This window comes from Actinokineospora terrae (assembly GCF_900111175.1).
GTDB classification, from domain to species: domain Bacteria; phylum Actinomycetota; class Actinomycetes; order Mycobacteriales; family Pseudonocardiaceae; genus Actinokineospora; species Actinokineospora terrae.
The window spans coordinates 615,982-631,707 of the sequence record NZ_FOGI01000002.1; the positions used below are offsets into that span (position 1 = coordinate 615,982).

Consider the following 15,726-nt stretch of genomic DNA (forward strand, 5'->3'; position numbering starts at 1 on the left):
CCCGCTAGCGGCCCTCGGCGACCGCGTCGGCGAGGGCCGCGAACCCGGCCTCGGTGTTCGCGATCGTGGCCCCTAGGCGGAAGTAGCCCTGCCCGCCGTAGGAGTGCACGGCTACCTCGATGTTGTGGCGGGTGCTCAGTTCTTCGTAGTACTCCAGGGCGTCCTCTGGGCTGGTGACCCAACCTTCCGGCAGTGGCACCAAACGCATCAGGGGCGCGTGGTGCGGGCTGACCTGTCCGGTGGCGCCTAAGGCATCCGCGACGATCCGGACGCCTTTGTCCAGCAATCGGGAGCTTGCGTCAACGGCGTCCCATCCGCCTACCTCCCGCCAGAAGTCCAACGCCTCCGGTAGCGCCATCCACGCCGAGTAGTCCAATGTGCCCGCGTGATCGAACCAGCGCGGGAAGCCGAGTGGGTGCTCGAAAGACGGCACCAGGGGCCGGATCCGGTCGCGCCACTGCTCGGCGACGTACAGGGCGGCTGTCGTCCGCGCGGCGTAAGCCCACTTGTGGAAGTTGCCCGCCCAGAAGTCCGCACCGGTGTCCGCGGGTCGCTGCCTCAGGTGTCCTGGCACGTGCGCGGCGTCGACCAGCACCGGCACGCCGTGTTCGTGGGCCAGCGTCACGATCCGCTCGACCGGTAGGACCAACGCGCTGATCGAGGTGATGGCGTCGATGATCACCAGTTTGGTGTTGGTCCGCAGCCCTTCCGCGAACGCCGCGACGACCTCGTCCGGTGTGGCGGTGACCGGGAACGACACCTCCCGCACCCGCGCGCGGTCCTGGGCGGCGAGCAGCGCGGTGGGATAACCGTGGTCGGACAGCAGGATCTCGTCGCCGTCGCCGAACGGGATGGACGCGAGGACGGTCGCCACGGCCTCGGTGGTGTTGCGCACCAGCACGATCCCGTCCGAGCCGAGGAACTCCGCGCCCGCGGCCCTGGCCCGTGCCACGAGCGGGATCGTCTCGACCCGGTGGAACCGCATGGGGTTGGCCTCGGCGCGCGAGGCGTACCGCGCCCGAGCCTCGGCGACGGCCCGGGGCACGATGCCCACCGCGCCGGGGTTGAGGTGGTGGATGGCCGGGTCGACCTGGAAGCGCTCATCGGTCACCAGACCACGATGGCACAGCTCACCAGACCACGATGGCACAGCTCACCAGAGCGTGATGGCACCGCTCACCGGTCGGGCGGCTCCGGCTCGGGGAGGTTGCGGTGGGCGTCGGCGCGGACGGCGGAGCGGATCTGCTCGATGTTCTCGCGCAGCAGGTCGGAGATGAGTTCGTCGGTGCGGGGGTCGGCGAGCATCTCCAGCACGACGCGGAGGGTGGCGTCGGTGACGGAGCCGACGATCTCGTCGTGGAAGGGGACTCGGCGCAGGAGTCCGGCCTGGGGGTCCTGGCGGATCTTCTCCAGGACCATGGCGCGGATCTCGGTGCGGTTCTCCTCCAGGGCGCTGGCCAGGTTCCGCGCGTAGTGGCCGGTGCGCAGGACGGAGACGACCTCGTCGAGCACGGCCACGGTCAGTGGTTTCTTGACCACGTCGATCAGGACGCCGCCGAAGCGGGCCATCGCCCGGTGGGCCAGTTCCTCGCCGACCGAGCGGTCGACCGGGCGCCGCAGCCGGGTCAGCTGCACGCCGATGCGGACCACGCGCAGCAGTCGGAACGCGCGCAGCGCCACGTGCGCCACCGGCACCAAGCCGACCAGGTCGTACCAGTTGACCAGCAGGAACCGCCGGGTGAACCGGACGGCGGCCCACCGCCACAGGAACTCGACGGCGAACACCGCGCACAGCCCCCGGTCGACCCAGAGGATCACCCTGACCTGGTCGACCGGCGGGTGCCAGAACTTCCGGTAGACCAAGAGGCCGACCGCGAGCACCGCCAACAGGAGCATCACCCAGTCGTCCACCGAGACGCGGTGCTTGCGCGGCTCGGTGCCCGGGTTGATGACCATGACAGAAACCTCCCACGCCCCGGTGCGGGCGGCCACTCGCGGGTACGTTCGCCCCATGCCCCTGCGTGTCGAACGGTCACCGAAGCGAGTCCGTGCTTACCGCGACGGCGCCTTGGTCGTCGACTGCCTGCGCCCACGGCTGGTCTGGGAGCGGGTGTACCCGACGTACTACTTCCCGGTTGCCGACGTGCGGGCCGAACTGGTGCCGCCGGGGGCGTTGCGGGTCGCCGACGAACCGGAGCTGGCCGGGCTGGCGCGGGTCGCCTGGGAGTCGATGGACGAGTGGTTCGAGGAGGACGAACCGGTCTACGTGCACGCCAGGGACCCGTACACGCGGGTGGACATCCTGGCGTCGTCCCGGCACGTGGTGGTGGAGGTCGCCGGGACCGTGGTCGCGTCGTCGCGCAGGCCCCGGATCCTGTTCGAGACCGGCCTGCCCGCCCGGTACTACCTGCCCCTGCACGACATCCGCCTCGACCTGCTGCGGCCGTCCCGCACCACGACCATGTGCCCCTACAAGGGAACGGCCACCTACTGGCACGTGCTCGTCGACGGGACGCTGCACGAGGACCTGGTGTGGAGCTACCGCTCGCCGCTGCCCGAGAGCCAGAAGATCACGGGTCTCGCCTGCTTCTACGCCGAGCGCGCCATCGTGCGCGTGGACGGCGAGCCCGCCGGGGCCGACCGGTAGGTCAGCGGCGGACGTGCAGCCGGACGAAGGTGCCCCGCGGGTGCTGGGAGCGGATGGTGACGAGGTCGCAGAGCTGGTTGGCCAGCCAGACGCCCCGACCGCCCTGGACCGAGGGGAGCGGCGCGACCCGGCCGACGAGGGGGTTGGTGATGTGGCCGCTGTCGGTGATCTCGCAGACGAGGGTGTCGCCCTCGGTCCACAGCCGCAGGGTGCCGCGTTCGCCGCCGTGGCAGATGCTGTTGGTGACGATCTCGTTGGTGGCGAGGGTGAGGTCGAGCGCGCGGCCGCGCGGCAGGCCGAACTGCTTGGCGCGCACGGCGACCAGGTCGCGCAGCTCGGGCAGGTCGTCGAGGCAGAAGTGGACCATGTCGCTCACCTCGGCCGGGGCGGGCAGGTCCGCGGCGAACCGGTCGTGGGCGTAGCCGTGGTCGAAGACCGGGCTCACCGCGCGGGTGCCGTCGGTGACCACCGGGTGGGTGTGCGCGACCGCGGCGAGCAACTCGGGCGGCAGTGCCGCGCCGTCGAACAGGCAGCGCAGGCGCAGCGCGGCCGTCTCCTCGAACGCCAGGTTGACCAGGGCCTCGTGCAGCACCACCTCGGCGTGGTCGGCGGCGGCGCGGCCGGGCCAGGCCCACTCGCCGAGGCCGCGGACCGGGCGGTCACCGGCCTCCGCCAGCTGCGCGCGCATCGCCGGGATGAGCCGGGCCGGGTTGCGGCCCACCTCGCACGCGTCGACGAACCGGACCTCGTCGGCGAGGTCGCCGATGGCCTCGCGCAGCAGCTTGGTGCCCTGCGGCGGCAGCACGGCGAACACCGACTCGCCCGCCAACACGCCGTCGCGGGTGAACCCGGCGGCGGCGTCGACATAGGTCGGTTCGTCGCGGTAGACCAGTGCCTCGTGGGCGAAACCCGGTGCGTTCATGCGGTCACGTCCTCGAACCGGGGGGTCGGGGGGACCGGGTGCCCACCGCCCAGGGGAGTTGGAGTCGAGGCGAATCCTACCCGTGCGGGCCACCCCGGGCGACCACCGCGCCCCGCCCCGCCAGTCGGGTGATCTTCCCGCCCGACGCCGCCGGGACGGCCATTCCCCCAGGTCGCGGTTGTCCACACCGACGATGTCCGACACCGTCCCCCTCGGTGCCTGTCCTGCCGCGCGACCGGCTCAGGGGCGCAGCGCCTCGATGGCCTTGAGGATCCGTTTGTCCGACACCGCACCGGATGTGCCGAGGGTCTGGGCGAAGTAGCTGACCCGCAGTTCCTCGATCATCCACCCGATCGCGCGGACCTCCGGGGTCTCCCGCGCGCTGGGCCGCAGGTCCTCCACGGCCCCGTGGTAGGCGTCCTCCAGGTCCTGGACGGTGTGCATCCAGGCCCGGTCGCGGTCCGGCCGCTCGGGCAGCTTGTCCAGGCGCCGTTCGACCGCGCGCAGGTAGCGCTCCACGTCCGGCAGCCGCTCGACGCCGGTCGCGGTCACGAAACCGGGGAACACCAGTCCGGCCACCTGTTCGCGGATGTCGCGCAACGGGTCCACGAAGATCGGTCCGCGGGTCCGCGCCAGCCGCGCCTGGACCTCGTTCCACGCCAGCACGACCTTGCGGACCCGGTCGAGCACGTCCACCGTGGTCTCGTTCAGCGACCGGCGGACCGACTCGCGCAGCGCGGTGAACCCGGCCTCGGTCCACGCCGGTCCCCCGGCCCTGGTCATCAGGTGGTCCACCGCGGCGTCCACGCAGTCCGCCAGCAGCGCGGGCACGCCGCCGTGCGGGTTGTGCGACAGCGCCAGCTTGGCCTGGTTGGACAGGGAGCGGACCACGAACTTGGTCGGGGCGGGCACGTTCAGCAGCAGCAGGCGCCGGGTCCCGGTCCACATGGCGGCGCGCTGGTCGACGGCGGTGTCCAGCATCCGGACCGCGACCGTCGCGCCCTCGTCGACCAGGGCCGGGTAGGCGGTGACCACCAGGCCGTTCTGCTCGGTGCGGGCGACCTTGGGGAGGGTGTCGATCGTCCACGACGTCAGGCCGGTCTTCTCCAGGTCGACCGTCGCCTCGGCCAGGGACGCGCGCAGTTGGGACTTGAGCTGGTCCTTGAGCGCCACCAAGTCCTTGCCCTGCGCGAGGGTCTTGTCCCCATCGACCACCTGGAACGTGGTGCGCAGGTGATCCGGTACCGCTGAAAGCTGCCACGCGTCACGCGGGATCACGACGCCCGTCAGTGCCCGCAACTCCCGACCGATGGCCTCGGGCAGCGACTCTTCCTCCGCCCCCAAGCGCCGGACGACCGCGCGCGCGAAGTCGGGAACCGGGACGAAGTTGCGGCGCAAGGGCTTGGGCAGCGAGCGGATCAGCGCCGTGACCACTTCCTCGCGCTGTCCCGGGACCTGCAACGAGAACCCGTCGCCGTCGAGCTGGTTGAGCACCGCGATCGGGATCCGCGCGGTGACCCCGTCGTCGGCGCGGCCGGGTTCGAAGCGGTAGGTCAGCGGTAACGTGAGGCCCCGCTGGCTCAGCGCGTCCGGGAAGTCCTGCTCGCGGACGTCGGCGGCGGACTCGTTGACCAGCATGGACTTGGCGAAGGTCAGCAGCTCCGGCGACTCGTGCCTGGTCTTCTTCCACCAGCTGTCGAAGTGCCTGCCGGACACGACCTCGGCCGGGATGCGCTGGTCGTAGAAGGCGAACAGGGTCTCGTCGTCGACCAGGATGTCGCGGCGGCGGGCGCGGTGCTCGAGCTCCTCCACCTCGCGCAGCAGGGCGCGGTTGTCGCGGAAGAAGTGGTGCCTGGTCTGCCAGTCGCCCTCGACCAGCGCGTGCCGGATGAACAGCTCGCGCGAGAGCTCCGGGTCGATCCGTCCGTAGTGGACCTTCCGGTCCACCACCAGCGGCAGCCCGTAGAGCGTGACCCGCTCGGTCGCCACCACCGAGCCCTGGCGGGCCTCCCAGTGCGGCTCGCTGTAGGTGCGCTTGACCACGTGCGCGGCGAGCGGCTCGACCCACTCGGGTTCGACCCTGGCGCAGATCCGGCCCCACAGCCGGGTCGTCTCCACCAGCTCGGCCGCGACCACCCAGCGCGGCGGCTTCTTGAACAGCGCCGAACCGGGGAAGACGGCGAACTTCGCGTTGCGGGCGCCGATGTACTCCTTGCCCGCCGGGTCGCGGAAACCGAGGTGCGACAACAGGCCCGACAGCAGCGCGATGTGCACGTTGCGCGGCTCGGCGGGCACCTCGTTCGGCGTGACGCCCAGCTGCTTGGTCACCTGCCGCAGCTGCGAGTGGATGTCCTGCCACTCCCGGATGCGCAGGTAGTTGAGGAACTCGGCCTTGCACTGCTTGCGGAACCTGTTGCCGGACAGCTCCTTCTGCTGCTCCCGCACGTACTGCCACAGGTTGAGGTAGCTGACGAAGTCCGAGTCCGGGTCGGCGAACCTGGCGTGCTTCTCCGCGGCCGCCTGCTGCTTGTCCTGCGGCCGCTCCCTCGGGTCCTGGATGGACAGCGCGGCGGCGATGACCATGACCTCGGTGACGCAGCCCGCCTTGTCCGCCTCGATGACCATGCGCGCCAGCCGCGGGTCGACCGGGAGCTGGGCGAGGTTGCGGCCCAGCGGGGTGAGCCGCTTGGCCGGGTCCTTCTCCGCCGGGTCGAGCGCGCCGAGTTCCTGCAGCAGCTGCACGCCGTCGGCGATGTGGCGGCGGTCGGGCGGGTCGATGAACGGGAAGTCCGCCATCTCGCCCAGGTCCGCCGCGCTCATCTGCAGGATCACCGACGCGAGGTTGGTGCGCAGGATCTCCGGGTCGGTGAACTCGGGGCGGGCGAGGAAGTCGTCCTCGGAGTAGAGCCGCACGCAGATGCCGTCCGAGGTGCGGCCGCAGCGGCCCTTGCGCTGGTTGGCCGAGGCCTGCGACACCGGCTCGATCGGCAGCCGCTGCACCTTGAGCCGGTTGCTGTAGCGGGAGATCCGCGCGGTGCCCGGGTCGACGACGTACTTGATGCCCGGCACCGTCAGCGAAGTCTCGGCGACGTTGGTGGCCAGCACGACCCGGCGACCGCCGTGCGCCTGGAACACCCGGTGCTGCTCGGCGCTGGAGAGCCGCGCGTACAGCGGCAGGATCTCGGTGCCGCGCAGGTTCCGCCCGGCCAGCGCCTCGGCGGTGTCGCGGATCTCGCGCTCGCCGGAGAGGAACACCAGGATGTCGCCGGGGCCCTCCGCGCACAGCTCGTCGACGGCGTCGAGGATGCCCTGGGTCTGGTCGCGGTCCGGGTCGGCGTCGGGGTCGTCCTGGTCGACCAGCGGCCGGTAGCGGACCTCGACCGGGTAGGTGCGGCCGGAGACCTCGACGATCGGGGCGTCGCCGAAGTGCCGGGAGAAGCGCTGCGGGTCGATGGTCGCCGAGGTGATCACGATCTTGAGGTCCGGCCTGCTCGGCAGCAGCCTGGCCAGGTAGCCGAGCAGGAAGTCGATGTTGAGGCTGCGCTCGTGCGCCTCGTCGATGATGATCGTGTCGTACGCCGAGAGCAGCCGGTCGTTCTGGATCTCGGCGAGCAGGATGCCGTCGGTCATCAGCTTCACCAGGGTGCGGTCGCCGACCTGGTCGGTGAACCGGACCTTCCAGCCGACCGCCTCGCCCAGCGGCGAGCCCACCTCGTCGGCGACCCGCTCGGCCACCGTGCGCGCGGCGATCCGGCGCGGCTGGGTGTGCCCGATGAACCCGCGCACCCCCCGGCCCAGCTCCAGGCAGATCTTGGGCAGCTGGGTGGTCTTGCCCGACCCGGTCTCCCCCGCGACGATCACGACCTGGTTGTCGCGGATGGCGGCGAGGATGTCCTCGCGCCGCTGGCTGACCGGCAGTTCCTCGGGGTACTTCAGCGCGGGGACGGCCGCGCGGCGCTTGGCGACCCGCGCGCGGGCGGCCTCGACCTCCTCGGCGACCTTCGCCGCGGCGGCCTGCCTGCGTTTGGGGTCCCTGGTCTTGCGCAGACCGTCGAGCCTGCGGGCCAGCCGCCGCTCGTCGCGCAGCATCAGCTCCGGCAGGGCGGCGCGCAGGTCGGCCAGGCCGACCGGGGTGTCGGTGGTGCTCATTTGCCCCCCAGCCTAGGCAATGGGGGCCGCGGGCCTCACCTCGGTTTCCCCAGTTCCCGCCGCCCACCTGCACACAACCTCCACACGCCGTGCCTAGAGTCACCCCACATGGGGAACAGGCGCCGGGTACTGGTGGTCGAGGACGAGCACACGATCGCCGAGTCGATCGCCGCCCGGCTGCGCGCCGAGGGCTACGACGTCGACCTCGCCCACGACGGCCCGGCCGGGGTCGACGCCGCCGAGCGGACCCGGCCGGACCTGGTCGTGCTGGACGTGATGCTGCCCGGGTTCGACGGGCTGGAGGTGTGCCGCCGGGTGCAGGCGCGCCTGCCGGTCCCGGTGCTGATGCTGACCGCCCGCGACGACGAGACCGACCTGCTGGTGGGCCTGGGGGTCGGCGCCGACGACTACATGACCAAGCCGTTCTCGCCGCGCGAGCTGGTGGCCAGGGTGCACGCGCTGCTGCGCCGGGTCGAGCGGGCCGCCCGCGGCGAGCCGGGGCAGGCGCCGACGGTGGTCGGCGACCTGGAGGTGGACGCGGTGCAGCGGCGGGTGCGGCGGGCCGGGGTGGAGGCGCACCTGACCCCGATCGAGTTCGACCTGCTGGCCTACCTGGCGGCCCGGCCGCGCGCGGTGCAGCCGCGGGAGCGGCTGCTGGCCGAGATCTGGGGCTGGGGCGACGCGGCGGGCACCCGCACCGTCGACAGCCACGTCAAGGCGCTGCGGCGCAAGCTCGGGCCGGACCTGATCCGCACCGTGCACGGGGTGGGGTACGCGCTGGAGGTGGCCGGGTGAGCACCGCGCGCGGCCGGGCGCTGGCCCTGCTCGAACTGCTGCCGCGGCCGCTGGACCCGGTGCGGTCGATGAAGCTGAAGATCAGCATCCTGCTGGTCGCCTCCGGGACCGCGGGCCTGGCCTACTTCTGGGCCGACGTGGGCTGGATCCCGGCGTCCACCTCGGTCACCGCCATCGTCGGCGCGGTCGCGGTCTCGCAGATCCTGGCGCACGGCATGACCAGGCCGCTGCGCGACATGACCGCCGCGGCCGGGGCCATGGCCAGGGGCGACTACTCGCGCCGGATCCGGGTGACCGCCCGCGACGAGGTGGGCGAGCTCGGTCGGGCGTTCAACCAGATGAGCGCCGACCTCGAGGCCGCCGACCGCAACCGCCGCGAGCTGATCGCCAACGTCTCGCACGAGCTGCGCACCCCGATCGCGGCGTTGCAGGCGGTGCTGGAGAACGTGGTGGACGGGGTGAGCGAGCCCGACCCGGCGACCATGCGCACCGCGCTGGCGCAGACGGTCCGGCTCAGCCGCCTGGTGACGGAGTTGCTGGACCTGTCGCGGATCGACGCGGGCGCGCACCCGCTGCCGCGGGAGTCGATCGAGGTGGTGCCGCTGCTGGCCGAGGTGGTCGCGGAGGCGGAGGTGAACGCGGCCGCGGTGGGCAGGTCGGTGCGGTTCACCACGACGGTCGCCGCCGACGCGGTCACCGTGTCGGCCGACCGGGAGCGGCTGCACCAGGTGCTGGTGAACCTGCTGGACAACGCCGTGCGGCACGGCCCGCCGGACGGCCGGGTGTGGGTGACCGCGGCCCGCTCCCCCGCGGGCGTCCTGCTGGAGGTCCGCGACGAGGGCCCCGGCATCGCCCCCGCCGAGCGCGACCTCGTCTTCCGCCGCTTCACCCGGGGCGAGAAGGCCCGCGGCGGCGGCACCGGCCTCGGCCTGTCCATCGCCCGCTGGGTGGTCGACCTGCACGGCGGCACCATCGCGGTGGTCGACTCGACGCACGGCTGCCGCATCCGGGTCACGCTGCCGCTCCAGCAGTGACCGGCCCCGCCCCGCGTCCGGGAACGCGAAGGGCCGCCCACCCCGGGAAGGGGTGGACGGCCCGGTGGCGCGGGGTTTCTCAGCCCTCTTGGAGGTCTGCCAAGGCCGCCTTCACCTTGGACAGTTCCGCCTCGAGCTCCTCCATCCGCGCGCGGTGCTGCTCGCGCGCGGTGTCGAGGACGGCCTCGATGGTCTTCGAGATGTCCTCGTGCAGCTCGGCCGCCGCACGGGACACGGCGGCGGCGGGGACCTGCAGGCCCTGCAGGATCCGCTTGCCGCCCTGGCTGAGCTCGGCCTGCCACTCGCCATCGGCGGTGCCGGTGACGGTGAGGGTCAGCTCGACGGTGCGGGTCTTCTTCGCCGTGCTCTGGGCGCGCGGCGCCCTCGGCTTCTTGGTCGGCGGCTCCGCGACGGCAGGCTGCTCAGGCGCGGCGGCGGGGGCCGACGACTCGGTCGCCACGGTCTCCGCCTGCTCGGTCTCGGTCTCGGTGGACAAGATCCACTCCCTCTCACGACGCGTGGTGAATCCGGTGAATTAGAACACTCGTTCGCCTGGTCGGGATCGCCGGGTCGGGTAGCTGCCGACGTCACTCGATCGGGCGCATCTCCGATCGGGAGGTGAAGGGCCTGGTCAGGGCCTCGATACTCGATGGTGGAGAGGGAGGGTGCGCGTGTCCGGTGCGGGATGGGACTCCGAGATCCAACGGCTGGCCGCGGTGAAGGCGCTGCGGCTGCTCGACACCCCGCGCGAGGAGCGGTTCGACCGGATCACCCGGCTCGCCCAGCGGCTGCTCGACGTGCCGATCGCGCTGGTCAGCCTGGTCGACGTGGACCGGCAGTGGTTCAAGTCCTGCGTCGGGCTCGACGCCGAGCAGACCCACCGCAGCGTCTCGTTCTGCTCCCACGCCATCGCCGAGCCGACCATGATGGAGATCCCGGACGCCACCCTCGACCCGCGCTTCGCCGACAACCCGCACGTCGTGGGTGACCCGTACATCCGGTTCTACGCGGGCCAGCCGATCGCGGCCCCGTCCGGGCACCTGGTCGGCACGCTGTGCGTGGTCGGCATGCAGGTCCGCCACCTCGACGAGGCCGAGCGCCAGTGCCTGCGCGACCTGGCCGCGTGGGTGGAGCTGGAGTGCGCGGTCGTGCAGGCCACCCAGTGGGAGCGCGACGCGGTGCGGGCCAGGACCGACTTCGTCTCGGTCGTCAGCCACGAGCTGCGCACCCCGCTGACCTCGATCAGCGGCTCGCTGGAACTGGCGCTGTCCGGCGACTTCGGCGAGCTCGACCCCAGGGTCCGCGACCTGGTCGGCATCGCCGCCCGCAACGCCCAGCGGCTGGTGCGGATGTCCTCGGACGTGCTCGACCTGCACCACATGCGCAAGGGCGACCTGCGGCTGAGCTTCGACCGGGTGTCGCTCGCCGAGGTGGTCGACCACGCGGTGCACTCGGTGGAGCACGCCAGCCGCACCGGCCAGGTCCCGGTGGTGGTCGCCTGCCCCGAGTCGCTGCACCTGCGCGGCGACGCCGACCGGCTGGTGCAGGTGCTGACGAACCTGCTGGCCAACGCGGTGCGGGTGTCGGAGCCGGGCACGAAGGTGGAGGTGGCCGCCGAGCGCGCGGGCAACTGGACCACCATCACCGTCCGCGACCACGGGCCGGGGATCCCGCCGGACCGGCTCGCGGCGATCTTCGAGCCGTTCGTCCAGTTCGAGGTCCCCGCCCAGCGCCAGGCGGGCAGCGCGGGCCTGGGGCTGGCGATCACCCGCGGCATCGTCGAGGCGCACGGCGGCACCATCCGAGCCCTGTTGGCACCGGACGGCGGCAGCGTCTTCGAGGTCGTTGTCCCTGCTGACGGTCCGCAGGACGAGGACCGGCCGTGGTGGTAGGCCTACCAGCCGAGGATGAGGGCGACCTCCGCGCCGATGCGACGCGGGTCGAAGGGCTTCGACAGGACCGCGGCGGCGCCTAGGGCGCACAGGCGCTGGTTGAGGTCGGGCTCAGCGGCGCCGGTCACGAACACGACGGGTACCGCGCAGGTGTCGGGGTCGGCGCGCAACGCCGCGAGCACACCGGGACCGTCGAGCTCGGGCATGTCCACGTCCAGCAGCACCGCGTCGGGGGCCTCGTCTCGGCACCGGCGCAGCGCCTCCACCCCCGAGGTCACCGCCTGCACGTCCCACCCCTGGTAGGTGGTCAGGCACATCTCCATCAGGTCGACGAGGTCCTGGTCGTCGTCGACCACCAGGACTCGCATTGCTCGCTCGGGCGCGGCCATCCCCACATTGTGCGGGCAGGGCGGCGTTCCGGCAGCTCACCGCGCCGCGCGCACCGCCGCGGCGGCTCGCCTGCCCGACACCATCGCGCCCTGGATCGACGGGGTGTCGCGGTGGTCGCCGCACACGTAGACGCCGTCGCCGAGCGCGACCGGCTTGCGCAACGGTCCGGTGTGGACGGGTAGCGCCTCCGGGACGCGGTAGGTGCGCACGTGCAGCCAGGACGTGGTGTCGCGGTGGTACATCGCCGCCAGGTGGGCGCGGACCGCGGGCTCGCCGGGGTCCTCGGTGCCCAGGACGGTCGACGACACCAGCGTCCCGCCCGGCGCGTACTCGGGCGCGGTGTTGGTCAGCACGACGCTGTTGACCACCGGTCCGCGCCGCGCGCCGTCGACCACGATGGCCGCCTCGGCGACGGGCGGGAAGTCCGCGAGGTGGTAGTAGGTGAGGCACCCGCGCGTGCGCGGCGCCGGGATCCGCCCACCGGACAACGCGTGCGCGGCCGGGCCGTCGACCGCCACGACCACGTGCCGCGCGGTGACCGTCCCGAACTCGCCGGTGACCCGTCCCGGGTGGACCTCGCGGATCGGGTAGCTGTACCGGATCGCGTCGGTCGGCAGCGAGGCCGCCAACTGGTCCGGGACGGCGCGCATCCCCGCCGCGGGCACGCCGATCGTGCCGCGCGCGAACGACCGCACCACGAACTCGGCGAACCGGCTGGGCACGGTCAGCTCGGGGTCGAGGAACACCCCGGACAGGAACGGCAGCACGAACCGGTCGTACAGCGGCCCGGTGATCCCGTAGTCGGCGAGCCGCACCCGGAACGGCCGGTCGTCGCGCTCCCGCAGGGTCTTCGCGGGCGCGGCCGCCAACGCCGCCGCGTACGCCCCGAGCATCATCTTCCTGGCCAGCGACCCGACCGGGGCCCGCAACGTCGCGCGCAGCGTGCCGGGTTCACGCACCGGGTCGGCCAGCAGGTGCAGCCCGGTCTCGTCGCTGACCAGGGCTCCCGGCAGGAACGGCCGCAGGTCCAGGGCGTCGAGGTCGAGCAGGTCCCGCACGGCCGGGTAGCCGGCGTTGAGCACCTGGAAGCCCCGGTCCAGCAACAACCCCTGCACCCGGTCGGTCCGAACCCGACCCCCCGGCGCCTCGTCCGCCTCGACGACCACGACCTCGCGCCCGGCCTCCACCAGGACCCTGGCCGCCGTCAACCCGGCCAGCCCGGCCCCCACCACCACGATGTCGGTCTCCGTCGCCACGCCCGCCACCGTACCCAGCCCACCCCGGTCCCCGTTCCGTCCGACACGGACCCCGGACCCGGCTTCGCGGGATCAGTGGCCGGTGAAGGTGGCCCGACCGGGGCCGTCGGCCAGGAAGGAGCGGACGCCCTCTTGGAGGTCGGCGGTGTCGTAGAGGGCGGCGGCGGTGGCGGTGGTGTGGGCGGTCGCCTGGGGGATGCCGCCGGCCTCGAAGTGGCGGAGGAGGGACTTGGTGGCGGCGTGCGCGCGGGTGGGGCCGTCCGCGAGGAGGGTGGTGTAGGAGAGGGCGGCGTCGGCGAAGCCCGCTTCGGGGAAGACCTCGTTGACGACATTCCAGGCGTGCAGGGTGTCGGCGTCGTACTTGTCGCCGGTGAGCACCATCTCCTTGGCCCTGGCGACCCCCGCCCGCGCGGCGAGGCGCTGGGTGCCGCCCATGGTCGGGGTGAGCCCGATGACGCTCTCCACCAACCCGAACCGCGACTCCTCGACCGCCAACAAGAGGTCACACGCCAACGCCACCTCGAACGCCCAGGTCAAGCACAACCCGTGCGCAGCAAACACAGTAGGACACTCCAACGCCGCGATCCGCTCCGGCAACTCCACCATCACGTCGAACAGCGCCTTCGCCTCCACCACCGACCGCTGCGCCGCGAACAGGGCGACATCAACCCCACCACTGACGATGTCCCCCGCGGCCCTGACCAACACCGCCCGCGCAGGCCGAGCCTCGAGCTCGTCCAACGCCACCGCGAAGCTCTCGTGCAACTCCACGGTGTAGAGGTTCAACGGCGGATTATCGATGGTCAGCACCGCAACCCCACCAATCCGCTCCAACACCACACCCACCACAATCTCCCTCCCGTCGACCGGTCCCGGCCCTATGGCTATCACGCACCACCCGCGCCCGCCGGACACCGAAGCCCGCCGCCCCACCGACACCGGGCCTACGCCGAACCAGCCTGGAAGCCCTTGCCGTTCTCTCGTTGAGCAGCGCGTTCTCGCGTCCCACCCCAGGTCGGTGTAGTCGCGGGACAGCACACGGCCACGCCCAGCAGGACCGGATCTCGGCCGTCCGGGTCACCTCCTCACCCACTCGGCGCCAACGATGAGGTCACGGGCCACCGATCGGCGGATCTAGGCGAAACAAGACCCGTGACTAAACAGATTCCCGGTCGGGCTCGACACCTGGGTGTGAGAATCACATCTGGCGGACTCGCCGCATGGATCGGTCCACCACTGGCCGCCGGCATGGGCATGTGGTCCTGGTCAGCCGCCTGCGGATGCGTTGCGTTGGCCGTGGCTGGCTTGGTAGCCGAGTACCTCACCGGCAGAACACTTCTTCACCTGGTCGAACGCGCACCTGCGGGCACCAGTGTGGTGATGGCGCCCGCGGGCTGCTCCTCTCGCGTCGAGGTCAAGATCGGGCAAGATCGCTCGCCCGGGCAGGAGGACCACGATGAGTCCGCGGATTCCTGACGAGGCCGCGAAGGAGGTGGCCGAGTTGTTCCGCTACACGGCACGTGATCTGCACCGATACGCCTTTCGCCTCAATCGGGGCGACGCCGCGTCAGCAGAGGACCAGGTGCAGGACGCGTTCCAGGCCGCCGCGCTCGCCTGGCCCGCGCTGCGCCCGCTCAGTGCCGGCAGACGGCGGGCTTGGCTGTTCGCGGTCGTGCGGAACAAGTCGATCGACACGTGGCGGAAGTCGACAGGGGTCGAGTCGCTGACCGAAACAGGCATCTCAACGGCTCCTGAGGACACCCACTACCGCGCTGTCCACCTGATCCTCCTCGAACGTTGCTGGAAACTCCTGCTCACGATGCCAACAGCACGATTCCGGGTCGCCTACTTGCGGTGGCACGAGAGCATGAGCACGCGAGAGATCGCGGACCACCTCGGTATCGCGCCGTCCACCGTCCGTGTGCACATCAAGCACGCTCGCGACGAGATCATTGCCAATATCGGCCCTGACGTGCCGTTCCTTGTCGAATCAGAACGCCCGATCGCCCGGAGCGAACGGAAGGAGGTAGAGCAGTGAGCGATCAGAATCCGATTGACCACCAGTTGACCGGCCTGTTCCAAGTCATGGACTCCGCGCCTCTTGGCGATGACCCCGGCTACGACATGGAGGCAGGTCTGACCCGGCTCACGGCTTGGATGTCGGACGATCCGGCGGCCCGAGCGGCTCGGGACGAGCGCGAGCGAGCGCAGCGTTCGGCGAAGTCCCGCAAGCAGGAGTTGGTGGAGGAGGCCGAGCGGCTCTCCGAGTCCGACGACTGGGGCCCCACCGCAGGCCGCTACAAAGACCTCATGATCGAGTGGAAGGCCGCCGGACGCGCACCCAAGGACGCCGACGACACCCTGTGGCAACGCTTCCGCGCCGCCCAGGACGCCTTCTTCGCCCGCCGCTCCAGCGTCTTCGACGAACGCGACGCCGAGTTCGCCGACAACGCCCGCAAGAAGGAAGAACTGCTGGCCGAGGCCGAGAAGATCACCACAACCGACCTCGACGCCGCCCGCACCGCACTGCACCGCGTCCAGGAACGCTGGGAAGAGATCGGCAAGGTCCCCCGCGAACGCATCCGCGAACTCGAGGGCAGACTCCGCGCCGTCGAGGACAAGGTCCGCACCGCCGCCGACG

Annotated in this window: 13 protein-coding genes and 1 pseudogene; 6 read left to right on the forward strand and 8 right to left on the reverse strand. The window is 71.8% G+C overall.

Going from position 1 to position 15,726, the window contains the following annotated elements:
• Positions 1-4 precede the first annotated feature (4 nt).
• Together BMY07_RS06000 and BMY07_RS06005 are read right to left on the reverse strand one after the other, a co-directional pair.
• Positions 5-1,111: an aminotransferase class V-fold PLP-dependent enzyme gene (locus tag BMY07_RS06000; RefSeq protein ID WP_177215463.1), complete on the reverse strand. Its 1,107-nt coding sequence runs from the start codon at positions 1,109-1,111 to the stop codon at positions 5-7.
• Positions 1,112-1,176: 65 nt separating this feature from the next.
• On the reverse strand, positions 1,177-1,956 hold the full coding sequence (locus BMY07_RS06005) for an ion transporter (protein WP_092775417.1): 780 nt from the start codon (positions 1,954-1,956) through the stop codon (positions 1,177-1,179).
• 55 nt (positions 1,957-2,011) lie between these two features.
• On the opposite strand from BMY07_RS06005, the gene BMY07_RS06010 reads away from it, so the two are divergent.
• Positions 2,012-2,647, forward strand: a complete 636-nt coding sequence (locus tag BMY07_RS06010; protein WP_245782233.1) for a DUF427 domain-containing protein — start codon at positions 2,012-2,014, stop codon at positions 2,645-2,647.
• A 1-nt stretch (position 2,648) separates the two neighbouring features.
• Here the strand turns inward: BMY07_RS06010 and BMY07_RS06015 are convergent, their stop codons facing one another.
• Positions 2,649-3,569 (reverse strand): sensor histidine kinase, encoded by a 921-nt coding sequence (locus tag BMY07_RS06015; RefSeq protein ID WP_092775418.1) that lies wholly within the window; start codon positions 3,567-3,569, stop codon positions 2,649-2,651.
• 240 nt (positions 3,570-3,809) lie between these two features.
• Entirely contained in the window at positions 3,810-7,718 is a 3,909-nt protein-coding gene (gene hrpA / locus BMY07_RS06020) for an ATP-dependent RNA helicase HrpA (RefSeq protein WP_092775419.1), read from the reverse strand.
• Between the two features lie 108 nt (positions 7,719-7,826).
• On the opposite strand from hrpA, the gene BMY07_RS06025 reads away from it, so the two are divergent.
• Entirely contained in the window at positions 7,827-8,513 is a 687-nt protein-coding gene (locus BMY07_RS06025) for a response regulator transcription factor (RefSeq protein WP_092775420.1), read from the forward strand.
• Positions 8,510-9,547: a sensor histidine kinase gene (locus tag BMY07_RS06030; RefSeq protein ID WP_425426233.1), complete on the forward strand. Its 1,038-nt coding sequence runs from the start codon at positions 8,510-8,512 to the stop codon at positions 9,545-9,547. Before BMY07_RS06025 ends, BMY07_RS06030 begins: the two co-directional genes overlap by 4 nt.
• Positions 9,548-9,626: 79 nt before the next feature.
• Here BMY07_RS06030 and BMY07_RS06035 read toward each other — a convergent pair whose 3' ends face one another.
• Complete coding sequence (locus BMY07_RS06035) at positions 9,627-10,043, reverse strand: DUF6319 family protein (RefSeq protein WP_092775421.1); 417 nt, start codon at positions 10,041-10,043, stop codon at positions 9,627-9,629.
• A 175-nt stretch (positions 10,044-10,218) separates the two neighbouring features.
• On the opposite strand from BMY07_RS06035, the gene BMY07_RS06040 reads away from it, so the two are divergent.
• Entirely contained in the window at positions 10,219-11,439 is a 1,221-nt protein-coding gene (locus BMY07_RS06040) for a GAF domain-containing sensor histidine kinase (protein ID WP_092775486.1), read from the forward strand.
• A 2-nt stretch (positions 11,440-11,441) separates the two neighbouring features.
• Here BMY07_RS06040 and BMY07_RS06045 read toward each other — a convergent pair whose 3' ends face one another.
• The 3 genes from BMY07_RS06045 to BMY07_RS06055 form a co-directional block, all read right to left on the reverse strand.
• Complete coding sequence (locus BMY07_RS06045) at positions 11,442-11,828, reverse strand: response regulator (protein WP_092775422.1); 387 nt, start codon at positions 11,826-11,828, stop codon at positions 11,442-11,444.
• Between the two features lie 36 nt (positions 11,829-11,864).
• Positions 11,865-13,085, reverse strand: a complete 1,221-nt coding sequence (locus BMY07_RS06050; protein WP_177215464.1) for an NAD(P)/FAD-dependent oxidoreductase — start codon at positions 13,083-13,085, stop codon at positions 11,865-11,867.
• A 72-nt stretch (positions 13,086-13,157) separates the two neighbouring features.
• A complete protein-coding gene (locus BMY07_RS06055) occupies positions 13,158-13,937 on the reverse strand; it encodes an enoyl-CoA hydratase/isomerase family protein (protein WP_092775487.1) in 780 nt (259 codons plus the stop codon).
• A 604-nt stretch (positions 13,938-14,541) separates the two neighbouring features.
• On the opposite strand from BMY07_RS06055, the gene BMY07_RS06060 reads away from it, so the two are divergent.
• Together BMY07_RS06060 and BMY07_RS06065 are read left to right on the forward strand one after the other, a co-directional pair.
• Positions 14,542-15,123, forward strand: a complete 582-nt coding sequence (locus tag BMY07_RS06060; protein ID WP_092775424.1) for an RNA polymerase sigma factor — start codon at positions 14,542-14,544, stop codon at positions 15,121-15,123.
• Positions 15,124-15,302: 179 nt separating this feature from the next.
• A pseudogene (locus tag BMY07_RS06065) lies at positions 15,303-15,726 on the forward strand (DUF349 domain-containing protein); the annotation flags it as partial.

Bases quoted from the DNA above. Each gene is read 5' to 3' on its own strand.
- BMY07_RS06045 (WP_092775422.1), bottom strand. From the start codon at position 11,828: ATGGCCGCGCCCGAGCGAGCAATGCGAGTCCTGGTGGTCGACGACGAC.
- BMY07_RS06010 (WP_245782233.1), top strand. From the start codon at position 2,012: ATGCCCCTGCGTGTCGAACGGTCACCGAAGCGAGTCCGTGCTTACCGC.
- BMY07_RS06025 (WP_092775420.1), top strand. From the start codon at position 7,827: ATGGGGAACAGGCGCCGGGTACTGGTGGTCGAGGACGAGCACACGATC.
- BMY07_RS06015 (WP_092775418.1), bottom strand. From the start codon at position 3,569: ATGAACGCACCGGGTTTCGCCCACGAGGCACTGGTCTACCGCGACGAA.
- BMY07_RS06005 (WP_092775417.1), bottom strand. From the start codon at position 1,956: ATGGTCATCAACCCGGGCACCGAGCCGCGCAAGCACCGCGTCTCGGTG.
- hrpA (WP_092775419.1), bottom strand. From the start codon at position 7,718: ATGAGCACCACCGACACCCCGGTCGGCCTGGCCGACCTGCGCGCCGCC.
- BMY07_RS06060 (WP_092775424.1), top strand. From the start codon at position 14,542: ATGAGTCCGCGGATTCCTGACGAGGCCGCGAAGGAGGTGGCCGAGTTG.